Genomic DNA, 17,135 nt, shown 5'->3' with positions numbered 1-17,135 from the left:
TGGCCGTGCCGACCGCAGCAAAAAACCGGCTCACGTGTTTTCCTCCTTCACCAAACTCATGTGCATGGCATGCTGCCCCATGTTCACCACCTCATCCACTTGCAGCCCCTTGGGCACTTGGTGGGTGATGAAGATCATCGTCACCTTGCCTTTCAGGCGATTGATGGTCTGGGCGAAATGCTCGGCGGTTTGTTGGTCGAGGTTGGAAATTGCTTCGTCGAAGACCAGCACCTTGGGGCGTTTGAGCAGTGCGCGGGCGATGGCGAGGCGCTGGCGTTGGCCGCCGGAGAGCCCCGTGCCGCGCTCGCCGAGCTCGGTCTGGTAGCCTTGAGGCAGTGTTTCGATCACGTCGTGGATTTCGGCGGCCTGGCAGGCGGCGATGACGTCTTCGAAGCTGGCGTGCGGGTGGGCCATGATGAGATTATCGTAAACGGTGCCGGAGAAGAGCACCGTTTCCTGCGGCACCACGCCGAAGTAGGCGCGCAGTTCGTTGGCGGCGAGCTGGCGGATGTCGCGCCCGTCGATGCGGATCTGGCCTTCCTGCGGGAAGTAGAAGCCCTGCATGAGCCTGGCCAGCGTGCTCTTGCCGCAGCCGGAGGGACCCATCAGCACGGTGAGCTTGCCGGTGGGCAAGGCGAGGCTGAGATTGCGATAAAGCCATGGGTGCTGCTCGGAGTAGCGGAAGCCGAGGTCCTTGATCTCGATCTGCCCGGCACCACCGGCGCTGCGTTGCGGCGCGAGGGCGACGGGCTCCTGCGGCATGTCGAGGATGTCCCCCAGGCGCTTGAGGGCGATGGAGGCTTGCTGGAATTCCTGCCACAGGCCGACGAGCCGCATCACCGGCTGGCTCATGCGGCTGGCGAACATCTGAAAAGCGACCAGCATGCCCACCGTGAGCCCGTCGTTCTGCATCACCAGCCAGGCACCGACGATGAGGATGGACAGGGTCATCACCTGCTCCAGGGCCGAGGCGATGACCTGATAGGTGTTGCCCACCTGCCGGGTGGCGAAGCCGGCGGCGAGGTACTGGGCAAGGTAAGCGCCGTAGCGCTTGTCCACGTCCGGCTCCAGTTGCAGGGACTTCACGGTGGACATGCCGGCGAGGTATTCGGTGAGAAAGGCCTGATTGCGGGCGCCGAGCAGGAATTGCTGGTCGAGGCGGGCGCGGAAGATGGGCACCATGACGAGGCTGGCAAGCACGATGAGCGCGAGGATGCCCAGCGCGATGAGCGTGAGCTGCCAACTGTAGGCGAACATCACGGCCAGGAAGATCAAGAGGAAAGGCAAGTCGAGCACCAGGCTCACCGCCGCGCCGGTAATGAATTCGCGCAGGGCTTCCACGCCGTGCAGGCGGGCCACCAGGGTGCCGGTGGGGCGCTGTTCGAAGTAGGGCAGCGGCAGGCGCAGCAGGTGGCGCATCACCTTCTCGCCCAGCACGGCATCGATGCGGCTGCCGGTGTGCAGCACCAGGTACTGCCGCAACCAGCTCATCACGCTGGTGAACAGCATGAAGGCCACCAGCGCCACGCCCAACACGAGAAGCGTGCTTTCGCTGTGGTGGGCGATGACCTTGTCGATGATGACCTGGGTGAACAAGGGCGTGGCCAGGCCGACGAGCTGGATGGCGAGGCTGGCGAGCAGGATGTCGCGCCAAAGGGTCTTGTGGCGCAGCAGCTCGGGCACGAACCAGGCAAAGCCGAAGGGCCGCTTTGGCGCAAGGTCCTCGGCCTGGCCGCCGGATTCCGTCACAGGCGGCTCGGCTTCGGCCACCAGCAACGCCCAGGGCGCGCATTGGGCCTGCACGGCATCGGGCGACAGCGGCTCCGGGCGGGTCTGGCCGGGACGAATCCAGGCCAGGGTGTCATCGCCGCGCCTGACCACCAAGGCCGGGGTCAGCGCCTGAGATGGCTCGTCCGAGGCGGCGGCGTCCGACGATGATGGGGCATCGTCCCGCACGGGCGGAGCGAGAAAGACCACCGCCGGCAACGGCAACGATCGCCAGTTGCCCTGAGGCCAGGGCACCAGACCGGCCTTGAGACCGAGCGCTTCCAGCGCCTCGATGAGGGCAGGCAGATCCAAAGGCGGCGCACAGCTCTTGAGCACCAACTCGGCATCGAACGGCCTACGGTAAACGCCAGCCAAGCTGCCCAGCAGCCACAGCGCGGCCTCCGTATCGACGAACTCTTCCTGATGATCGGCAAGAACTGCCTGACGTGCTGCCTGCATGTGTTTTTATTCTGTTGACTGAACCCAAATGTCGGACCACCGGCGGCCACACCGCCGGATTGTCTTGTAAGCAATGGCCGCTGCTCGTTGCACATGCCGCCATCGCCCACCGATTTGGGTTTCAGCATCGGAGGAACAGCTCTGCATCCAGCACTGCACGACGGTAGATCGCGGCCAGGCTTGCGGCCGGCCTTATTTCCCGCTTTTCCACGCGACTATTGCGCACCCCCCTCACGCCCGCAATAGTCCATTGTAGCCATTGCCCGGTATCGAGGATGGCCCTTAACTTCGCGTCGATCTCAAGGATCGAGCAGGCCCATGCTCAGGGCTTTGGCGACGGCATGGCTGCGGTTGCTGGCTTGCAGTTTTTTGAGGATGTGCTGGACGTGGTTTTTGACGGTCCACTCGCTGATCCTGAGGATCATGCCGATCTCCCAATTGGACTTGCCGGCCAGCATCCAGTGCAGGATCTCGCGTTCGCGCGGGGAGATGGGGGTCTGATCAGGCGGGGTGGCCGGAAGGCGGCGGGATTTTGCTTTTGCAGGCTCCGGGGCATTGAGGGATGAGGCGGATGGCTGTGAAATCAGCTTGCCCGCCGCCTGCAGGGAGCGCAGGAAGGCCAGGTGCAGGTGGGGAACGAGCAGTTCCATGAGCTGCTCATGGTGGGCGCACAGCTTTTCCGGCACTTGGGCAAAGCCGAAGAAGCTGGCGCAGCCGCCCTGGATGTCCGGCACGCCGTGGCCCAGCACGTTTTTGATGCCGAAATCCCGGTAGATTCCCCAGGATTCGGGGAGCTGTCCCTTGACGCGGGTCAGGTCGAAGTACTGGGGCCGGCAGCTCTGGCGCCAAGCCTGGCTCAGGGGGCTCCGATAATAGCTGCCTTGCAGCCCGCGCTGGATGAACGCGCCCGGAAAGGTGAAGTTGGCGACGTGGAGAGCCTGCAGGTCGGCAAACACCGCCACGCCGCCGGCGGCCATTTCCTGGCCGAGCACCTGCTGCAGTTTGGGGACCAACTGCTGCTCGAACTGCGCCAGCGAGGCGGTGGCGATGCAGGCTTCCAGGAAGCTCCAGTAGCTCTTCCGGACAGGTGGCGCAACCATGCCGAAAACCAGGAGGGCTTGGCTGCGGGATAGGCTTGGCCAGGCGATCTCGAGGCGGCATGGCGCAAGCTGGCCTGCGGAAAACGCGCTGAAAAATTCCGTGCCGATGGCCCCGGAAAGGAGGAACGCCTCAAAAATTCCGCTGAAGCAAAAGCTGCCGAGTTGCGCAACGATCAGTGGATCGAGATATGACATGCCTTCCCCCACAGGACCCGGCGATCGGACAGGCAGAGTTTCGGCAGCCGTTCAAAGGCGGTATTCCTGGATGAAATCTTGCGTTTGGCTTTGTAGTTATGGCAGGAACAATTTGCAATTTAGTAGCCCATTCCGGCGTGTCAAGGCGGATGGCGGATTCGCCAAAAATGCGCAGGCGCTTTCAGCTCCGCAGGTTGCGTAAGATGAGTTTTTCAAGGCAACGCATGTATCTTTTGCCGTCCCTGTGCTGGAGTGCCGTGCTTGTCTTGGCGTTTTGGCTTGTCACGCCCGCCCGCGCGGAAAACCTGTGGGAGGCCTACAGCTTCGCCAGAGCGCGGGATCCGCTGGTGACGCAGGCACGCGCGCAACTGGAGGCGGAACGGGCGCGCTGGACACAGGCGACGGCGGCCCTGCTGCCCCGGGCCGGCCTGGAGGGTGGGGTGAACCGCACGGCGCAGCATTCGAGCGGCTTCGGGCCGGAAAGCACGACCTACTACACCGGCAGCAGTGCCAGCGTGACATTGCGGCAGCCGCTGCTCAACGGGCAACGCTGGGCGAACCTGGACAGCGCCCGGACCGGCGTGCGCGCGGCGGAGGCGGGACTGCTGGCGGCCGAGCAGGACTTGATCCTGCGCGTCGCCCAAGCTTACTTCGGGATCTTGAAGGCCGCCGCTGACGAGCGGGTCGCCCGCGGCGAGGTCGCGCGCCTGGAAAAGGCGCTGGCGCAGGCGCAGGCCTTTCGGGAGGTCGGGGCCGGGGAGATCATCGCCGTCAAGGAGGCGCAGGCGCGGCTGGACCTGGCCCGCGCCGCGCTGGTCAGCGCCGAGAGCGAGCGCCACATCGCCCAGGAAGCACTGTACCGCTTGACACGGCAGCCCATCGCCAGCATCCACGACCTGGGCCCGTTGACGCCGGAGGGGCCGAGTCCGGCCCGCCTCGAGCCCTGGCTGGACAGCGCGTCGCGGCATCAGCCGCTGCTGCGGCAGGCGCGCGAGCACTGGACCGCCGCCCGGCAGCGGGTGACCGCGTCCCGGCGCGGCTACTGGCCCAGCGTGGATCTGAGCGGCGGTTACTACTACAGCAAGGGCGGCTACATCGCCAGCCTGCAGAACCAGCAGTGGCTGGTCGGCCTGAACGTGAGCATGCCGCTCTACGATCGCGCCATCGTCGGGCAGCTCCGGCAGGCGCAAGCCGAGGCCGACCAAGTGCGGGCGCGGCTGGACGACCTGGACGACCAGATCCACCAGAACACGACCACGGCCTTTCGCCGCCTGCAAGACAGCGTGGCGCGCTGGCAGGCGGTCAGGGTGGGACGGGAGGTGGGCACGCGCAGCACCATCGACCTGCTGAACGCCGGGCAGGATCTCACCCGGGCGCAGCGCGACCACAATCTGGCGCTGTACGAGCACGTGACGGCGCGCCTGCAGCTGAAAGCGGCCGCCGGCGTGCTCGACGAGGCGGACGTGCGCAGCATCAACGGCCTGCTGCGCGCGCCGGGTGCGGCACAGACCCGCTGAATCGCTGATGAATGGCCCGCGGCGCCATGCCGGGTCCGCTGGCGAGGACCGCCTCAGCCGCTCCGCACCCGCCTCCCCTGCCCTATCCCAGCAACCGCGCCCAGATGCGCCAGGAGCAGGTCGTGCACGGCGTGCGTGGGGATGTGGTCGGCTTCCAGCAGCTCCGCTTGGCGGGTCATGAAGAGGGGGCCGTCTTCGGCCTGGTCGGTGGGGCGGCCGTGGGAGCCCTTGACGAGGCTGGCGTCGAGCGGGATCACGTCCATGAGATAGCGCATGCCCAGGGCCTTGCGGGCGAGCTTCAGGCCGATCTTGAGCCGCGGAAAGCGCAGGTCGGGGTCGAGGAAGAGTTCCGCCGGGTCGTAGCCGGGCTTGCGGTGGATGTCCACGGTGCGGGCGAAGTCGGGGGCGTGCCGGTCGTCCAGCCAGTAGTAGTAGGTGAACCAGGCATCGGGCGCGGCGATGGCGACCAGGTCGCCGGCGCGAGGATGATTCAGGCGGGCGTTCTGCTTGCCGGCCTGGTCGAGGATGCGCTCGACGCCGGGGGTGGCCTCCAGCAGGCGCTGCACTTGGTCCAGGCGCTCGGGTTCATTGAGGTAGACGTGGGCGATCTGGTGGTCGGCGACGGCGAAGGCGGCGCTCGCGCCGGCATCCAGGAGCTCCCGCCCCAGTTCCTCGCGCACGGCCACAAGGCCGTGCTCGCGCAGGATGCGGTTGAGGTGGATGGGCCGGGAAACGGGCGTGATGCCGTATTCCGAGAGCACGATGACCTGGGTGCCCTGGGCCTCGAAGTGCTCGATCAGGTCGCCGCAGACGGCGTCGATGGCGCGCAGGTCATCGGCGACGGCCTCGCTGTCGGGACCCCGGCGTTGCAAGGCGTAGTCCAGGTGCGGCAGGTAGACGAGGCTCAGGGTGGGATTGCAGTGGCGGTCCACCCACAGGGCGGCGTCGGCGATCCAGCGGCTGGAGCGGATGGAGCTCTTCGGGCCCCAGAAGTCGAAGAGCGGGAAGCGGCCCAGTTGCTGCTGCAGCATGTCGCGCAGGCCGGCGGGCTGGGTGTAGAGGTCCGGGATCTTGCGGCCGTCCGCCGGGTACATGGGCCGCGGGGTGACGCTGTAGTCCACGGACGAGTGCATGTTGTACCACCAGAAGAGATTGGCGCAGGTGAAGTCGGGATCGAGGACGCGCGCCCGCTCCCAGAGCTTGGGCGCCTGCACGAGGCGGTTGGACTGGCGCCAGAACTTCACCTCGGCCTCGTCGCGGAAATACCAGCCGTTGCCGACGATGCCGTGCGCATCCGGGTAGACGCCGGTGAGATAGGTGGCCTGGGCGGCGCAGGTCACGGCGGGCGTCACGGCCTGTACCGTGGCCACCCGCCCCTGCCGGGCCCAGGCGCTGAGGCGCGGGGTGGCCGGCCCCAGGAGCCGGGGGCTGAGGCCGACGACATTGAGGACGACGGTCTTGCGCATGGTGATGGCCTCAGGAGGCGGCCGGCACCGCCAGCCCGTGCGGCGCCTGCAGGACGCCGAGCACCCAGCGGTATTCGCGCTCGATGGAGTCGCTCAGGTCCAGCTTGAGGGCCGGGGGCAGGACGTCCCAGGTGTAGGTCTCGATTTCCAGGTGCCGGGTGAAGGCGGTGCGCTGCTGGCAGGCCAGCAGCCGCTGCAGCGCTTCGCGGGTGGAGTGGAAGAGCCCGTAGCGCGCCAGGAAGACGGGCACGTGGAAATGGATGCGCCACTGGCGGGCGGCGGGCGCATGGATGGCGGGCAGCGCCGCGCCCAGGTCCGGGTAGTGGCGCAGGGTGCCGTCCGCCCGTTCCTCGATCACTTGGTGCAGGTAGGTGGATTCGGCGAAGGGGGCCAGCTGCCGGGCGATGCGCGCGCGCCGCTGCCGGTCGGCGGGCAGGGGCACGCGCAGGGCGGCGCTGAGCTGCGCCTTGCCGACGCGGATGCCGGCCAGCGCGAAGCGCGCCAGGGCAGCCAGGGGGTCCTCGTACTCGACCGCCAGGTGGCAGGCATCGAGGCAGACCTGGATGTGCTGCAGGAGCAGGTCGCGGGCGGCGTCGCGGGTGACGCCCAGGCGCTCGGCCAGCAGCCGGCCGCCGTGGGGCAGCAGCCAATCCTGATAGAAGCGCAGCACCTCGCGGCTGTGCTCCAGCAGGCCGTCCGGCTCCGGCTCGAGGTCCAGGTGGATGAGCCGGCCGCTGCGCTCGCGCTCCCGCGCCAGCGCCGTCGTGATCTCCACCAGATGGCGGACCATGGCCAGCCAGGCCTCCTCGCCGGCGCCCGCCAGCCACGGCTTGTAGGACAGCGGCACGGTGGAGATGCCGCCTTCCACGCCGTCGGGCAGCAGCGCCGCCAGGATCGCGGCCAGCCGCAGGGTATAGTCGCGCCGCGCCGGGTCGCGCCAGTCGGGAGCGAAGACCGCCGCCTTGACCGCCTGGCCGTGGAAGGCGCCGTAGGGAAAGCCGTTCAGGGTGAAGACGTAGAGACCGTGTTCCTGCAGGAAATCCTGGAACTGCGCCAGGCGGCCGGCGGCGAGCAGCTCCTCGCTCTCGCGGCTGGACAGGCGCAGGCCCAGCCCGAAGGGAGCCTGCGGGGCGAGGCGGGCCTTGAGCCGGGGCACGTGCGCGCGCAGGTTGGCGAAGACCGTGTCCCAGCCGCTGCCGGGGTGGATGTTGCTGCAGTAGGTCAGGTGCGCGGCGCCGATCTGCATACGCTGCCTCACTGTCCGTCGAGCCGGAACTTGGGAGTCTGGCTCAGGAAGGCGGCGGGATTGCCGTGGACCACTTGGCGGATCAGGGCATCGCCATGGCCGCGCCGGCGCATCTCCAGGATGAAGGCGGGCACCGCCAGCGGGTCGCTGCTGCCCCAGTCGCAGGCCGAGTTGACGCAGACGCGCTCGGGGCCGTGCAGCTCGATCATGTCGGCGGCGCGCTCGGGCGAGGCCTTGGTCTGCGGATAGAGGGTGATGCCGCACCAGAAGCCGTTGTCGAGGATCATGCCGATGGTGTGCTCCTCGGCGTGATCGATCAGCACCCGGCCGGGCTGGATGCGCGGGTCGGCCAGCAGGGTCTCGATGATGACCGCCGTGCCCTTGTACTTGTCCTCCAGGTGCGGGGTGTGGATGAGGATGAGCTGGTCGTGGGCCACGGCGAGGTCGAGGTGGTCCTTGAAGGTGGCCAGCTCGTTGCGGGTGACGCGGTTGAGGCCGATCTCGCCGATGCCGAGCACGCTGGGGCGCTCCAGATAGGCGGGAATGCGGCGCAGCACCTCGCGCGCCAGGGCACGGTCCTCGCCCTCCTTGGGGTTGAGGCAGAGCCAGGTGTAGTGGCGGATGCCGTGGCGCGCGGCGCGCCTGGGCTCGAAGTCGGTGAGCTGCTCGAAGTAGTCCTCGAAGCCGTCCGCCGAGCGGCGGTCGAAGCCGGGCCAGAAGGCCGGCTCGGTCACGGCCACGCAGCCGGCCATGGCCATGCGCTGGTAGTCGTCGGTGGTGCGCGACACCATGTGGGCGTGCATGTCGATGTAGTCCATCACGCCACCCCCGAGCGGCGCGGCGCGGGGGCCCCGTCGGCGCTCTTCTGGTCGAGCATGTCCAGCAGCGACAGGTCCGGATCGCTGAATAGCATCTGGATGGCCTGCACGCGGCCGGGCGTCGGGCTGCTCAGCGCCCGCAGGGCCTCGCGCAGGGCCTGGATGCGGAAGTCTTCGTCGCCGCTGCCGTCGGCGGCGCGATCCAGGCGGTCCAGGAAAGCGGCGATCTCCAGGATGCGGGTGCGGTTCTCGATGAAATAGGTGTCCGCCAGTTGCCGGCGGGTCAGCGGGCATGTGCCAGCTTGGAAATCCATGCGTTGCCTCCTTGCAGGTCGGTGTGGCTGGCGTGCAGCAGGGCGGTGGCGTCGGCGAGCAGCTTGAAGTCCATCTCGTGCACCTCGAAGGGCCGACCGATGTCCTGCAGCAGCGTGATGGTGAGCCGGCCGCCCAGGTGCTCGCGGAATTCGGCCAAGCCGGCGAAGATGCTCTGCGGATGCATGGGTGCGTCCAGATGGCGGCCCAGCTCGGGGGTCCAGAGGGCGAAGCCCAGGGCGGCGAGCAGGTGCAGGATGCGCCGCCAGGCACGCAGGCTCAGGGCGCCGGAAAGGTGGGCGTAGGTGGCGTCGAGGGCGATGCCGATGGCCACCGCCTCGCCGTGGCGCAGGGCGTAGCCGCTCAACTGCTCCAGCTTGTGGGCGGACCAGTGGCCGTGGTCCAACGGCCGCGAGGAGCCGAGCTCGAAGGGGTCGCCGTTGCCGGCGATGTGCTCCAGATGCAGCTCGGCGCAGCGGCGGATCAGTTTTTCCATGGCGCGCATGTCGCGCGCCGCCAGATCCGTCGCGTGCTGCTCCAGATAGGCGAAGAAGACCGGATCCTTGAGCAGGGCCACCTTCACCGCCTCGGCCATGCCCGCCCGCCAGTCGCGCGCGGACAGGGTGTGCAGAAAGCCGGCGTCGTTGATCACCGCGCAGGGCGGCGCGAAGGTGCCGAGGAAATTCTTCTTGCCGAAGGCGTTGATGCCGTTTTTCACGCCTACCGCCGCATCGCACTGGGCCAGCACCGTGGTGGGCACGCGGATCAGCCGCACCCCGCGGTGCGCGGTGGCGGCCGCGTAGCCGACGGCATCGAGCACCGCCCCGCCGCCCACGGCCACCACGTAGGCGTGCCGGCACAGGCCGGCGGCGTGGATGGCCTCGAGCACGGCCGTCACCTGGCGCGCATCGTTCTTGGCCGCCTCGCCGCCCTCCGCCAGCAGCGGCGCACGGGCCAAGGCAAGGGCATCGGCGTGGGCGCGGCAGTAGTCCGCGATGGCGCGCAGGAGCTGCGGATGGTGGCGCTGCACGCCGCGATCCACGACGAAGAGCAGCTTTTTGGGCAGCTCCGCCGCGTCGGCGGCCACCACGTCGCGCAGCAGCGGATTGCCCGGCGCGAACAGATCGGCGGTGCCGTAGACGGCGTAGCTGAAGGTGACTTGGATCTCTTGCCGAATGACGTGCATAAAAGCTCCTCAGGTCACCGCAAAGGTGCGGGCCGCCAGCAGGGACAAGGGCAGCAGGGCCAGCAGCGCCAAGCCGTAGAGCAACCCGCCATGGCCGGCGGCAATGGCCGCATCCAGCACGATCAGCGACAGCACCCCGGCCTGCACGGCCCGCCGGATGGGGCCCGGCTGCGGCTGCAGATAGGCGCGCCAGAAGGGCGGCAGCACCCGGAACATCAAGAGCAGCAGGAAGGGCAGCAGGGCCCAGCCGCTGACGGCGGGGCTCCAGGCTATGGCCAGCAGACCCAGGAGCACCGCGTACAAAAGTCCGAGCGCCAGCGCACCGGTGGCGCGTCTGCCGCCGTGCACCTCGCCGCGGCTGACGGCGGTGATGGCGGCCACGTAGGCCAGCGGCAGCAGGGCCAGGTGCCAGCGCTCGCCCAGCAGCGCGGGTGCCGCGCTCACCCCGAGCAGCAGGTTGAGGCCCCGGCAGGCGCCCATGTTGAGCGCGCCCCACAGCGGCCGGTGCTTGCTCCAGGCGTCGTAGAGCAGCACCGCCGCGGCGAGGAGCATGGCGATCCGGCCGCTGACGCTTCCCGCGGCAAAGGCGGCCGCCACGCCGATCCCCAGCAGCGCGTAGCCGAGGGCGAAGGCGCGGCCGCGGCCGATCTGGCCGCTGGGGATGGGCCGCTCGGGACGCTCCACGGCATCGAGCGCGGCATCATGGGCATCGTTGAGCACCACGCCCCCGGCGTAGAGCGCCAAACCGGCGGGCAGCAGCCAGAGCAGCGCTCCGGTGCCCGGCAGGCCCGCCACCGCATAGCCGGCCAGCACGTCGGCGGCCGCCGTCGGCAGATTCGGCAGGCGCAGCAGTTGCAGGTAAGGCCGCCAAGCCAGGCGCGCCGGCCCGCGCACTCCCACGGACTGCTTCATCCAGCCCCGTTCCCGCGCCGTCCGGTCCGGCCCGTCATGCGTCGCGCCCGGCCCGCCGCAGCGCCTTCAAATAGGCGATCAGGTCGTCCAGCTCGGCAGGCGCGATCTGCCGCTCCGAAAAGGCCGGCATGGCGCCCAGGCCGTTGCGCACCTGCAGGCGGATCATGAAGCCCGGCAGCGGCTTGTCGTTGAGCGCCGGGCCCAGGCCGCCGGCGCCGCCCGGGTGACATTGCTGGCAGTGCTGCATGAAGACCTGCTGGCCACGCGCCTCGGCGGGGGTGCCGAGGGCCACCGGCATGCCGAGCGCCTCGCCCCGGCGCGCGGTGGAACAGCCGATCTGCAACAGCGCCAGCCCCAGCAGGACTGCCGTTGCAAGAAGATTCCGTCGCATCTGCGCCTCCTGTCCGCCGCTCACTGGCCGGCATCGCGCACTACCCGCCACAGCACGCCGGTGCCCGGGCGCGGCTCGGGACCGTGCCGGCCCATGGTCATGACGCCGAAATCCACCACGTAGAGCGCCGTGCCGGCCTGGTCGAAGCGCACGTCCACCGGCCGCTCGATGCCCGCGCCGCCGATGCGCGAGGCGGGACCGTTCTGCTTGCCCCGGTTGACCAGGAAATCCTCGATCACCCCCTTGTTCACGTCCACCCGGACCACCTTGAAGCCGACCGGGTGCAGCACCTTGTCCACATTCGGGGCCATGTCGCCGAATTGGGCGATGAAGGCCTGGCCCACGTAGCCGAAGGCGGGATTGCGGGAGAAATCGAGGCCGTTGGAGGAGGAGTGCACGCCGAGAAGGGCGGCCGGCCGCGGCGGGCGGTTGGGGTGCCGGGCCAGCAGGAACCGTGGCTGCGCCTTGCCGCGCGGCTTGAAGCGCGGATCGATCACGGGCATGCCGCCGGCGAAGTCGGGCCAGCCGTACCAGGTACCCGGCACCACCGCCCACAGCACGTCGGGAGCGGCGAAGACCGGGCGGCTGCCGCGGTTGTCGAAGGCGTTTTCGGTGGTGAAGAGCCGACCGTCCGGGGCGAAGGCCAGGCCGAAGGGGTTGCGCAGCCCCCAGGCCACCAGCTCCGGCTGGCCGCCGGCGAGGGACACGCGCATGATCGCCCCGCTGCACGGCACCCGGCCGCGGATCACCTGCCCCGGAGCCGTCCGGGTGCCGAAGGACGAGAAGGCGCCGGTGCTCACGCGATCTTCGGGGTCGGCGGTGAGCGGGTTGTCGCTTTCGAAATTGCGGCCCGCGAGCGTCACGTCGCGGCACGGGATGTCGTGAAAATCGGGATAGCGCTTGAGCCAGCCGAACTCGGCGTTGTCCGGGCCGACCACGGCGGCGTTGGTGACGGTGCCCTGAGAGAAGTACAGCCAGCCGTCAGGCCCGACCACCGGACGGTTGGTGTGGTGATCGCCCAGGCTGGGCAGCCCCTCCGCCAGCGGCGTGATCCGGCCGTCCAGGGTCACGCGCAGGATGCGGCCGAGATGGCCCCCCTCGGCGATGTAAAAGGCCCCCTGATGAAAGCTGACGCCGGTCCAGGGCGGATTCTTGCCGATCGCAACCACGCTTTGCCGGCCGTCCGGCTCCAATCGCAGCAGCCGCGGGGTGGCCCAGGCCTCGCCGTAGGAATAGCCGGCCTCCACCACGTAGAGCCGGTTGGCGTCGTCGAAGACCACGGCGCTGGGAAAGGTGAGCCCGGTGGCCACCGGCTCGACCCGGTAGCCGGGCGGCACGGCCACGTCGGCGGCGCGGATGACGCGAGGCGGCGTAAAGTCCGTCTGCCCGCCGCCGGCGGACTTGCGCACTTCGTAGCAGCCGGCCAGGGCCAGCAAGCCGGCTGCACCCAGCAAGAGCAAACATATCGCACGCCAGCGGCGCAGGGACTGCAAGCTCACGGCGCCTCCTTGGCACCCGCGGGGTGGCCGGTCGGCAAAGTGCTCGTGGGATGAGCGTGCTCGGCAGGCGCTACAGGCGGCCGGCGTGCGGCCGCAGCCATGACTGTAGCGCGAAAAAAGATAAAATCAGATACCGAGGGGAAATGCCTATCCGCACAAGGACGGATCGGGCCGCCGGCAAAATTTTATCGCTTCGACATTGTCCAAACTTTGGTCCCGCGAAAACGGCAATGATTCCCGATCCACCATACCGGTGCTAAGCTAGACCCTCTTTCCTCGATGCGTGCGCGGCTCGCATGCGACGCCGCCGGACGGGCAGCACGGTAATTGCCGCAGTCAATGCCGCGCCTGGCCTGCATACCACCGTCGCGATCGAGGAACCGGCTTCCAGCCATACACCACCTGCACAGGAGTTTCCATGACCGCATCCGCTCTCGAACTGGCCCGCGCCACCCTCCTGGAACCGGCGCAGATCAGCGATTCCGCCCTGGAACAGGTCTTCACCGCCCTCTCCCACCGCGCTCTGGACGATGCCGATCTGTACTTCCAGTACAGCCGCACCGAGGGCTTCAGCCTGGAGGAAGGGCAGGTGAAGTCGGGCAGCCATTCCATCGAGCAGGGGGTGGGCGTACGCGCCATCAGCGGCGAGCGCCAGGGCTTCGCCTACTCGGACGAGATCGTGCTGCCGGCCCTGACCCAGGCCGCCGAGGCGGCGCGCGCCATCAGCCGCCAGGGCGCCGAGAGCCGGGTGCCGATGTGGCAGCGCCGCCAGGGCTTGGCGCTCTACCAGCCCATGGACCCGCTCGCCTCCCTGCCCGACGAGGACAAGATCCGCCTGCTGGAACGGGTGGAGGCCGAGGCCAAGCGCTACGATCCGCGCATCACCCAGGTGATGGCGAGCCTGGCCGCCAAGTTCGAGACGGTGCTGGTGGCGCGCCTGGATGGCAGCATGGCCGCCGACGTGCGTCCGCTGGTGCGCCTGAGCGTGGTGGCCATCGCCGAGGAAAACGGCCGCCGCGAGCAGGGCTCGTCGGGCGGCGGCGCGCGGGCGGGCTACGAGTTCTTCCTGGAAGCCGACCGCGCGCTCGAATACGCCCGCGAGGCGGCGCGCCAGGCAATCGTCAACCTGGGCGCCGGCGAGGCGCCGGCCGGGTCCATGGACGTGGTGCTCGGCCCCGGCTGGCCCGGCATCCTGCTGCACGAGGCCATCGGCCACGGCCTGGAGGGGGACTTCAACCGCAAGGGCACCAGCGCCTTTTCCGGGCGCGTCGGCGAGCGGGTGGCCGCCCCGGGCGTGACGGTGGTGGACGACGGCACCCTGCCCGGCCGGCGCGGCAGCCTGAACGTCGATGACGAGGGCACGCCCAGCCAGTGCACCGTGCTGATCGAGGACGGCATCCTCAAGGGCTACATGCAGGATACCCTGAACGCCCGCCTGATGGGCGTGGCCCCCACCGGCAACGGCCGGCGCGAATCCTACGCCCACCTGCCCATGCCGCGCATGACCAACACCTACATGCGCAACGGCAGCCATGATCCCGCCGAGATCATCAAGAGCGTCAAGCGCGGGCTCTACGCGGTGAATTTCGGCGGCGGCCAGGTGGACATCACCAGCGGCAAGTTCGTGTTTTCGGCGAGCGAGGCCTATCTCATCGAGGACGGCAAGGTCACGCGGCCGGTCAAGGGCGCCACGCTGATCGGCAACGGGCCGGACGTGCTCACCCGGGTGGAGATGGTGGGCAACGACCTGTCCCTGGACAGCGGCGTGGGCACCTGCGGCAAGGAAGGCCAGGGGGTGCCGGTGGGCGTGGGCCAGCCGACGCTGAAGATCCGTGACCTGACTGTGGGCGGCACCCAGGGCGGCTAGCGCCGCGCCGGGCGCTTGCCGCCAGGCCAGTCCAACATCGCTGATTTATCATGCACCGGGCCGTTTCCACCGGCCCGCTCACCGTTCTCCCCCTCCGCCCAGCACCCCGTCTCCGGCTTACAACCTGCTACTTACGGTCGATTTCACGGCCGCTGATAGCCGCCTATCATTGCAAGCACGAACTGGCCACAGATCACAAGCGCCAAAAACCTGCCACCGATAAAACGTGCAGCGGCTCCTGTCCACCAGGCCGGTCGCCAGCCGTGCTGGCAGCAGGTTGAATCAGGGGGGATGCCGTATTCCGGGGAATCCACGGCTCGTGCGCGAGCCGGCCGCGCCAGCGTGCCGCTCCCCACGCACATCTCCCGCCCGACAAAAACGACACCCTTGCCGCGGAGAGATCAGGAATGGAATCGAGTTTGCGCCCTCAGGAGTCCGACCCAAACACCATTGCGACACCGCACGCAAGCTCTGTCCCTAACCATCACGAAGTTCCCGCCCGCACCAAGCAACACCGCTCTGCAACGCCGCTGGACCGTGGCCTGCATGAGCTTTTCGAGGCCCAGGTCCGGCGCACGCCGGCGGCCACCGCCGTGGTCTGCGCCGACCAGCGCCTGGACTATGCCGAGCTCAACCGCCGCGCCAACCGGCTGGCCCACCGCCTCCAGGCCCAGGGCCTCGGCCCCGAGGACCGGGTCGGCGTCTGCCTGCCGCGCTCGGTGGACCTGCTCGTCGCCGTGCTCGGCGTGCTCAAGGCCGGCGCCGCCTACGTGCCGCTCGACCCCAGCTACCCGCCCGAGCGCCTGGCCTTCATGTGCCGCGATGCCGGCATCGGCCTGCTGCTCACCCACGGCCATCTGCGCGCCCGCCTGCCCCAGGGCCCGACCACCCAGTGCCTGGACGATCCCGCGCTCCTGGCCGGCCAGCCCGAGCACGATCCCGCGCGGCCCTGCGCCCCCGACCAGCTCGCCTACGTCATCTACACCTCAGGCTCCACCGGCCAGCCCAAGGGCGTCGCCATCGAACACCGGGGCGCGGTGAACACCGTGCTGGACATCAACCAGCTCTTCGGCGTCGGGCCCGACGACCGCATCCTGGCGGTGTCGTCGCTCAGCTTCGACCTGTCCGTCTACGACATCTTCGGCGGCCTGGCCGCTGGCGCCCGGGTGGTCGTGCCGCCGCCCTCGGACACGCCGGACCCGGCCGCCTGGCTGGACTGCCTGGAACGCGAGCGGATCACCTTCTGGAACTCGGCGCCGCCCCTGCTGGAGATGCTGGTGCAGCACTGCAGCGGCCGCGACGTGCAGTTGCCGCAACTGCGCCTGGCGCTCTTGAGCGGCGACTGGATCGCCCCATCCCTGCCGGCGCGCGCCCGTGCCCTGGCGCCGAACGTGCGGGTGATCAGCCTGGGCGGCGCCACCGAAGCCTCCATCTGGTCGATCGCCTACCCCATCGATGCGGTGGACCCGGCCTGGACCAGCATCCCTTACGGCAAGCCCCTGGCCAACCAGCGCTTCCACGTGCTGGATCCCCAGGGCCTGCCGCTGCCGGTGGGCGTGCCGGGCGAGCTCCATATCGGCGGCATCGGCGTGGCGCGCGAGTACCTCAACCGCCCCGAGCTCAATGCCGAGAAATATCTCCCCGATCCCTTCCAGCCGGGCGGCCGCCTGTACCGCACCGGCGACCGCGGACGCTATCTGCCGGACGGCAACATCGAGTTCCTCGGCCGCATCGACCATCAGGTGAAGATCCGCGGCTTCCGCATCGAGACCGGCGAGATCGAAAGCACCCTGGTCCGCCACCCCGCCGTCCGCGACTGCGTGGTGCTGGCCGTGGACGATCCGGCGGGCGGCAAGCGCCTGGCGGCCTACTTCACCTGCGACGGCGCAGCGCCGTCCGCCGCGGCGCTGCGCGCCTTCCTGCAGGAGCGGCTGCCGGAGTACATGGTGCCGGCTGCGCTCGTGCACCTGGATGCTCTGCCCCTCTCGCCCAACGGCAAGGTGGACCGCAAGGCGCTGCCCGCCCCGGACGCCACCTTGGAGGCACGCACGGATTTCGTGGCGCCGCGCGATGCGGTGGAGCAGCAGTTGGCCCAGATCTGGGCCGAACTGCTGGGGACCGGACAGGTGGGCGTGCGCGACAACTTCTTCGCGCTCGGCGGCCACTCCCTCATGGCCACACAGCTCACCGCCCGGGTACGCGCGGCCTTCCAGGTCGAGCTGCCGTTGCACAAGCTCTTCGAGGCGCCCACGGTGGCCGGGTTGGCGGAGACGATTACCGGCTTGCGCGGTCAAAAGCCGGACAAGAGCGGACGCATGGCCGAACTGATGAAGAAGCTGGAGCACCTCTCGGACGACGAAATCAACGCCCTGCTGCAGGAAAAGAAGAGGAGCGTCTAAG

The 17,135-nt window shown here is 69.0% G+C and carries 13 protein-coding genes; 3 read left to right on the top strand and 10 right to left on the bottom strand.

Annotated features, from left to right (window positions below; translation table 11 throughout):
- Nucleotides 1-30: 30 nt before the first annotated feature.
- Together G579_RS0108520 and G579_RS18275 are read right to left on the bottom strand one after the other, a co-directional pair.
- Nucleotides 31-2,226 (bottom strand): peptidase domain-containing ABC transporter, encoded by a 2,196-nt coding sequence (locus G579_RS0108520; RefSeq protein ID WP_051181227.1) that lies wholly within the window; start codon nucleotides 2,224-2,226, stop codon nucleotides 31-33.
- A gap of 299 nt (nucleotides 2,227-2,525) precedes the next feature.
- Entirely contained in the window at nucleotides 2,526-3,326 is an 801-nt protein-coding gene (locus tag G579_RS18275; RefSeq protein WP_162142988.1) for a LuxR C-terminal-related transcriptional regulator, read from the bottom strand.
- A 461-nt stretch (nucleotides 3,327-3,787) separates the two neighbouring features.
- Here G579_RS18275 and G579_RS16680 point away from each other — a divergent pair, with 461 nt between their 5' ends.
- Nucleotides 3,788-5,038: a TolC family outer membrane protein gene (locus tag G579_RS16680; protein WP_162142987.1), complete on the top strand. Its 1,251-nt coding sequence runs from the start codon at nucleotides 3,788-3,790 to the stop codon at nucleotides 5,036-5,038.
- A 53-nt stretch (nucleotides 5,039-5,091) separates the two neighbouring features.
- On the opposite strand, the gene G579_RS16675 is transcribed toward G579_RS16680, so the two are convergent.
- The 8 genes from G579_RS16675 to G579_RS0108470 are packed head-to-tail and all read right to left on the bottom strand — an operon-like array spanning nucleotide 5,092 to nucleotide 12,868.
- Entirely contained in the window at nucleotides 5,092-6,504 is a 1,413-nt protein-coding gene (locus G579_RS16675) for an alkaline phosphatase family protein (protein WP_051181221.1), read from the bottom strand.
- 10 nt (nucleotides 6,505-6,514) lie between these two features.
- A complete protein-coding gene (gene eboE, locus G579_RS0108500) occupies nucleotides 6,515-7,750 on the bottom strand; it encodes a metabolite traffic protein EboE (RefSeq protein ID WP_028989845.1) in 1,236 nt (411 codons plus the stop codon).
- 8 nt (nucleotides 7,751-7,758) lie between these two features.
- Nucleotides 7,759-8,568 carry a TatD family hydrolase gene (locus tag G579_RS0108495; protein ID WP_028989844.1) on the bottom strand — a complete coding sequence of 270 codons (810 nt, stop codon included), beginning with the start codon at nucleotides 8,566-8,568 and terminating at the stop codon, nucleotides 7,759-7,761.
- On the bottom strand, nucleotides 8,568-8,882 hold the full coding sequence (locus tag G579_RS0108490; RefSeq protein ID WP_028989843.1) for a hypothetical protein: 315 nt from the start codon (nucleotides 8,880-8,882) through the stop codon (nucleotides 8,568-8,570). The genes G579_RS0108495 and G579_RS0108490 overlap by 1 nt, the downstream gene beginning before the upstream one ends.
- Nucleotides 8,852-10,066 carry a 3-dehydroquinate synthase gene (locus tag G579_RS16670; protein ID WP_038019032.1) on the bottom strand — a complete coding sequence of 405 codons (1,215 nt, stop codon included), beginning with the start codon at nucleotides 10,064-10,066 and terminating at the stop codon, nucleotides 8,852-8,854. Before G579_RS16670 ends, G579_RS0108490 begins: the two co-directional genes overlap by 31 nt.
- Nucleotides 10,067-10,075: 9 nt before the next feature.
- A complete protein-coding gene (gene eboC, locus G579_RS0108480; protein WP_038019030.1) occupies nucleotides 10,076-10,978 on the bottom strand; it encodes a UbiA-like protein EboC in 903 nt (300 codons plus the stop codon).
- A 34-nt stretch (nucleotides 10,979-11,012) separates the two neighbouring features.
- Nucleotides 11,013-11,369, bottom strand: a complete 357-nt coding sequence (locus tag G579_RS0108475) for a c-type cytochrome (RefSeq protein WP_028989841.1) — start codon at nucleotides 11,367-11,369, stop codon at nucleotides 11,013-11,015.
- Between the two features lie 20 nt (nucleotides 11,370-11,389).
- On the bottom strand, nucleotides 11,390-12,868 hold the full coding sequence (locus G579_RS0108470; protein ID WP_211218693.1) for a PQQ-dependent sugar dehydrogenase: 1,479 nt from the start codon (nucleotides 12,866-12,868) through the stop codon (nucleotides 11,390-11,392).
- A gap of 418 nt (nucleotides 12,869-13,286) precedes the next feature.
- Here G579_RS0108470 and tldD point away from each other — a divergent pair, with 418 nt between their 5' ends.
- Both tldD and G579_RS16665 read left to right on the top strand, forming a co-directional pair.
- Nucleotides 13,287-14,735, top strand: a complete 1,449-nt coding sequence (gene tldD, locus G579_RS0108465) for a metalloprotease TldD (protein WP_028989839.1) — start codon at nucleotides 13,287-13,289, stop codon at nucleotides 14,733-14,735.
- Between the two features lie 407 nt (nucleotides 14,736-15,142).
- Nucleotides 15,143-17,134 (top strand): non-ribosomal peptide synthetase, encoded by a 1,992-nt coding sequence (locus G579_RS16665; RefSeq protein WP_081662681.1) that lies wholly within the window; start codon nucleotides 15,143-15,145, stop codon nucleotides 17,132-17,134.
- Nucleotide 17,135 lies beyond the last annotated feature (1 nt).

Source organism: Thermithiobacillus tepidarius DSM 3134 (genome assembly GCF_000423825.1).
Lineage (GTDB): Bacteria > Pseudomonadota > Gammaproteobacteria > Acidithiobacillales > Thermithiobacillaceae > Thermithiobacillus > Thermithiobacillus tepidarius.
The sequence above is the reverse complement of the archived record's forward strand: the minus strand, read 5'-3'. Positions and strand labels throughout refer to the sequence as shown.

Excerpts from the sequence above, each read along its gene's own strand:
- G579_RS0108520 (WP_051181227.1), bottom strand. The coding sequence starts at position 2,226 with ATGCAGGCAGCACGTCAGGCAGTTCTTGCCGATCATCAGGAAGAGTTC.
- G579_RS16675 (WP_051181221.1), bottom strand. The coding sequence starts at position 6,504 with ATGCGCAAGACCGTCGTCCTCAATGTCGTCGGCCTCAGCCCCCGGCTC.
- G579_RS0108475 (WP_028989841.1), bottom strand. The coding sequence starts at position 11,369 with ATGCGACGGAATCTTCTTGCAACGGCAGTCCTGCTGGGGCTGGCGCTG.
- eboE (WP_028989845.1), bottom strand. The coding sequence starts at position 7,750 with ATGCAGATCGGCGCCGCGCACCTGACCTACTGCAGCAACATCCACCCC.
- eboC (WP_038019030.1), bottom strand. The coding sequence starts at position 10,978 with ATGAAGCAGTCCGTGGGAGTGCGCGGGCCGGCGCGCCTGGCTTGGCGG.
- G579_RS16665 (WP_081662681.1), top strand. The coding sequence starts at position 15,143 with ATGGAATCGAGTTTGCGCCCTCAGGAGTCCGACCCAAACACCATTGCG.
- tldD (WP_028989839.1), top strand. The coding sequence starts at position 13,287 with ATGACCGCATCCGCTCTCGAACTGGCCCGCGCCACCCTCCTGGAACCG.
- G579_RS0108495 (WP_028989844.1), bottom strand. The coding sequence starts at position 8,568 with ATGGACTACATCGACATGCACGCCCACATGGTGTCGCGCACCACCGAC.
- G579_RS16670 (WP_038019032.1), bottom strand. The coding sequence starts at position 10,066 with ATGCACGTCATTCGGCAAGAGATCCAAGTCACCTTCAGCTACGCCGTC.
- G579_RS0108490 (WP_028989843.1), bottom strand. The coding sequence starts at position 8,882 with ATGGATTTCCAAGCTGGCACATGCCCGCTGACCCGCCGGCAACTGGCG.
- G579_RS18275 (WP_162142988.1), bottom strand. The coding sequence starts at position 3,326 with ATGGTTGCGCCACCTGTCCGGAAGAGCTACTGGAGCTTCCTGGAAGCC.